The following is a 4,242-nucleotide window of genomic DNA, read 5'->3' on the forward strand; positions in this document are numbered from 1 at the left end:
GCCGTATCGATGACGTGCGAAAGAAGCGGCCGGCCAGCCAGAGGATGGAGCACTTTCGGCAACGCCGAACGCATGCGTTTGCCCGCGCCTGCAGCCAAAATAACGATGTTCATTGCGTCGGCGGAAAAGTAGGACGTGAGAACAAATTCTATCATCGCCCCTCTCAGGCCAATGTCAGAAAGGCCGCACTGGCTAAGGGCTACCGAGCCGTTCGAAACCGTCCGGGTCGCCGAGAGCGGGCGGCCGTTAAGTCTTTATGCCGTTGGCCGCGCGCGCCAACGGCCAAGGCCGTTGATTTAGGTGGCGGCTCAAAGATCGTCGAACTGCGCAAATGAAATGCGCTGTGTGAGTGTCGCTTCGCGGCGCTCTCCCGGGTTTGCCGAATCCAGCGAATCCGCTGTGCTCGAATTCGGCGAGCATGGCTCATCGTCGAAGGCGACATCGCCCAGCGGATCGGCCGTGCCCGTCGCTCTCAAACCGGCGAACGGGAAGAGATTCGCATCCATCAAGTGCGATGGCACCACGTTCGAGAGTGCGCTGAACATGTTGTCGACGCGCCCCGGAAAACGCTTGTCCCAATCACGGATCAACGCCTTCATTTCAGCGCGTTTGAGGTTGGGCTGACTGCCGCACAGGTTGCAGGGAATGATCGGGAACTCGCGCAACTCGGCGTACTTTTCGAGGTCGGTTTCCTTCACGTACGCGAGCGGCCGGATCACGACATTCTTGCCATCGTCCGATTGCAGCTTCGGCGGCATGCCCTTCAGCTTGCCACCGTAGAACAGGTTCAACAGGAGGGTCTGCAAAATGTCGTCGCGATGGTGCCCCAGTGCGATCTTCGTCGCCCCCAGTTCACCCGCGACGCGATAAAGAATGCCGCGTCGCAGCCGCGAGCAAAGCGAGCACGTCGTCTTGCCCTCGGGCACGAGCCGCTTCACGATGCTGTACGTGTCCTGATTCTCGATATGAAACGGCACGTCGAGGCTCGTCAGATACTCCGGCAGCACGTGTTCGGGGAACCCAGGCTGCTTCTGGTCGAGGTTGACCGCCACGATGTCGAACTCGATCGGCGCGCGTTCGCGCAAGCGCAGCAGAATGTCGAGTAGCGCATAGCTATCCTTGCCTCCCGACATGCAGACCATCACCTTGTCGCCCTGCTCGATCATGTTGAAATCACCGATCGCCTGGCCGACTTGGCGCGCAAGCCGCTTGAAGAGCTTGTTGTTCTCGTACGCGGCCTTTTGCTCGCGACGCGTCAGCACGGGGCGTGCCGGCGAATCGCCAGATGCATCGGCCGCTGGCTCAGCGTGCGTTGCGCGTTCGTCAGTTGCCCCTTCTGCTGCGGCCATCTCGGGCGCGTTCATGCTGATACCTCTTTCAAGCGAAAGATTTCGACACCCACCGCATCGCAGTCCGGGTAGACATCGGGCTTCTCGGTCGACACGCACACAGCGCGCACGTTCGGGTGCTCGAGCATCGCGTTCGCCACATCGTCGCAAAGCGTCTCTTGCAGATGGATGTGCCCTTTGCCAACGCGCCGGGCGATCGTCGCGCGCATGAAGTCGTAATCGACGACTTCATGCAGCTTGTCTTCGACGGGTGTCGTCACTTTGAGCGGCACAAACAGCTCGACGTTGATGACGACGCGCTGCTCACCGCGCTTCTCGAAATCGTGCACGCCGATGTTGATGTAGATCTCGTAGTTGCGCAGGAAAAGCCTGCGGCAATCAGCGAGCCGGGGATCGAGGAGAGCGGCAACCATGTTTCTTCCAATCAAAAATGCTCGGCGTGTTTATCGCGTGCTTATCGCGCATATAACCCGCCTGTTCAACCCGCCGGTTCCAGCGGGCTCATATCGCGCAAAAACGCGGCTCGCGCCGGCGCAGTCGGTTCAAAGGTCACTTCAAGGTCGCTTCAGCATCACCATCGCTTCGCGTGCATCCTGCGCCCGCTGAAGGCCAACGAAGATGGGCCAACGAGGCGTCGCCCCGTTCGCGCATCGTCCATTACTGCGTCAAGAACATCACATCACGCGGCAGTGGCACGAGGTGCTGGCCGCCATCCACGATCAGTGTCGAACCCGTCACGCCCCGCGCGTCGGCAAGATAGCAAGCCGCAGCCACCACATCCTCCACCCGCGACGCTCGCTTAAGCGGCGTCACGCGATGCGCGGCGGCGAAGCTCTCGGACGTTTGATCCCCCGAGCGCAGCGTCAGCCCCAGAGCGAGCCCGACGACGCGCACTTTTGGCGCCAACGCCTGCGCGAGCGTCACAGTCGCCGTCTGCAACGCGGCTTTCGACAGCGTGTACGACAGGTAATCCGGGTTCAAGTTGTACAGCTTTTGATCGAGCACGTTGATCACGACCGCACGCAACGTCTCGTCTTCGCGCGCCGCTTCCGGCGTGGCCTCGTAAAGCTTGCGCGCGAGCACAAGCGGCGCACCCAAGTTGACCGACATGAGCCCGCTCAGCATCGTGTAGCCGACATCGAGCGCCGTGTCTTCCTCGAAGAGCGACGCATTGTTGACGATGCACACGGGCCGCCCGAGCGCAGCGGTGCAAGCCGGCACCAGTCCCTCGACCGCCGTCTCGACGGCGAGATCGGCATGGAGGGCGACCCCGCGACGGCCCAGCGCCTCGATCTCGGCGACGGTCGCTTTCGCCTCAGCCCGCGAGGCGCCGTAATGCACCGCGACGTCCCACCCGTTCGAGGCGAAGCCGAGCGCCAGCGCGCGCCCGATCCGCCGGGCGCCGCCCGTCACAAGAACGACGCGCGCAGCCGGCGCGGCACGCGTCAATTCGGCGTCAGCAGCAGCGCGGGATTCGGGAAAAGCGGTCATTTACAATTGCGGGATGAATCGGAACACTCACGAACCCGATAGTTTACCCGTTCCCGACGCCGACGCACGCGCGGCGTCTATGGCGCTCGTCGCGCTGATCCGCGACGAAATCGCCGCGGCCGGCGGTTGGCTGCCGTTTGACCGCTACATGGAACGCGTGCTCTATTGCCCGCAATTGGGCTATTACAGCGGGGGCGCCCGCAAATTCGGCCGTCTCGCCAAGGACGGCAGCGACTTCGTCACGGCACCCGAGCTCTCGCCGCTTTTCGCGCGAACGCTGGCGCAGCCCGTCGCACAGGCGCTCGAAGCGAGCGGCACGCGGCATTTGATGGAATTCGGCGCAGGCACGGGGCGCCTCGCCGCAGGCCTCATCGTAGCGCTCGAGGCGCTGGGCGTCGGGTTCGACAGTTATTCGATTGTCGAGCTATCCGGCGAATTGAGGGCACGGCAGCGCGAGACGATTGAAGCGCTCGCCGGGCCGCTTTCCTCGCGCGTGCGCTGGCTCGATGCGCTGCCCGAGCGCTTCGAAGGCGTGGCGCTCGGCAACGAGGTGCTCGATGCGATGCCGGTCAAACTCTTTGCCCGTATGGGCGGCATCTGGCATGAGCGCGGAGTGGCCACGCGCGACGATGCGCTGGTTTTCGAGGATCGGCGCCCGGGTGAGCGTGGGCTCACGCTTTCCGATGACGATTCGGCGTTGCTTTCAGCGATCGATGCCGAAATCGGCGTGGACATCGACTATGTGACGGAATCGCATGCGGCCGCGGCTGGCTTCACACGCACCGTTTGCACGATGCTTGGGCGCGGTGCGGCATTGTTTGTCGATTACGGCTTTCCGCGCAGTGAGTACTACCACCCGCAGCGCACAGGGGGCACGTTGATGTGCCACTACCGGCACCGCGCGCACGGCGACCCGTTCTTTCATCCGGGGCTGCAGGACATCACAGCGCATGTCGAATTCACACGCATCGCCGAGGCGGGGGTGGAAACCGGCGCGGACTTGCAGGGCTTTACGTCGCAAGCACGGTTTCTCATGAATGCCGGCATCACCGATGCGCTGGGCGAGCTCGACCCCACCGACGCGGTACGCTTTCTTCCGGTTGCCAACGCCGTGCAGAAGCTGCTGTCCGAAGCGGAGATGGGCGAACTGTTCAAGGTGATCGCCTTCTCGCGCGGCATCGATGGTGCGCTCGATGCATTCGGGCGCGGTGATCGGTCGCACACGCTTTAGGGGTTTGCCTTTTCGAGCACTGCTTCGACGGCCTCCACGCGCGCCCGATGCACCGCATCCTTGATCTTCGCCGCTTCGCCGGCGAATCCTTGCGCGATAGCCCCGGCATCGACGGCGCGCGCCGCGGTGAGCGCCACGCGCAGCCGCTCGGCTTGCGGGTACTCGCGTGTC

Annotated in this window: 5 protein-coding genes and 1 pseudogene; 1 reads left to right on the forward strand and 5 read right to left on the reverse strand. The window is 63.3% G+C overall.

The annotated features are described in order from the left end of the window. The 4 genes from VL598_RS04730 to VL598_RS04745 all read right to left on the reverse strand — a co-directional run. The coding region (locus tag VL598_RS04730; RefSeq protein ID WP_325325545.1) for an NTP transferase domain-containing protein at positions 1-113 on the reverse strand (113 nt) is incomplete at its 3' end. A gap of 195 nt (positions 114-308) precedes the next feature. Continuing rightward, positions 309-1,364 (reverse strand): tRNA 2-thiocytidine(32) synthetase TtcA, encoded by a 1,056-nt coding sequence (gene ttcA, locus VL598_RS04735; protein ID WP_325325541.1) that lies wholly within the window; start codon positions 1,362-1,364, stop codon positions 309-311. After that, positions 1,361-1,762: a dihydroneopterin aldolase gene (locus tag VL598_RS04740; protein WP_325325542.1), complete on the reverse strand. Its 402-nt coding sequence runs from the start codon at positions 1,760-1,762 to the stop codon at positions 1,361-1,363. Before VL598_RS04740 ends, ttcA begins: the two co-directional genes overlap by 4 nt. Positions 1,763-2,006: 244 nt before the next feature. Beyond that, on the reverse strand, positions 2,007-2,840 hold the full coding sequence (locus VL598_RS04745) for an SDR family oxidoreductase (RefSeq protein ID WP_325325543.1): 834 nt from the start codon (positions 2,838-2,840) through the stop codon (positions 2,007-2,009). A 13-nt stretch (positions 2,841-2,853) separates the two neighbouring features. Between VL598_RS04745 and VL598_RS04750 the strand changes: the two genes are divergently transcribed. Next, complete coding sequence (locus tag VL598_RS04750) at positions 2,854-4,071, forward strand: class I SAM-dependent methyltransferase (protein ID WP_325325544.1); 1,218 nt, start codon at positions 2,854-2,856, stop codon at positions 4,069-4,071. On the opposite strand, the pseudogene cca reads toward VL598_RS04750, so the two are convergent. Beyond that, positions 4,068-4,242, reverse strand: a pseudogene (gene cca, locus VL598_RS04755) (multifunctional CCA tRNA nucleotidyl transferase/2'3'-cyclic phosphodiesterase/2'nucleotidase/phosphatase); the annotation flags it as partial. The gene VL598_RS04750 and the pseudogene cca sit on opposite strands and share 4 nt — an antisense overlap.

The sequence above is a fragment of the Trinickia sp. genome, from assembly GCF_035492435.1.
GTDB lineage: Bacteria > Pseudomonadota > Gammaproteobacteria > Burkholderiales > Burkholderiaceae > Trinickia.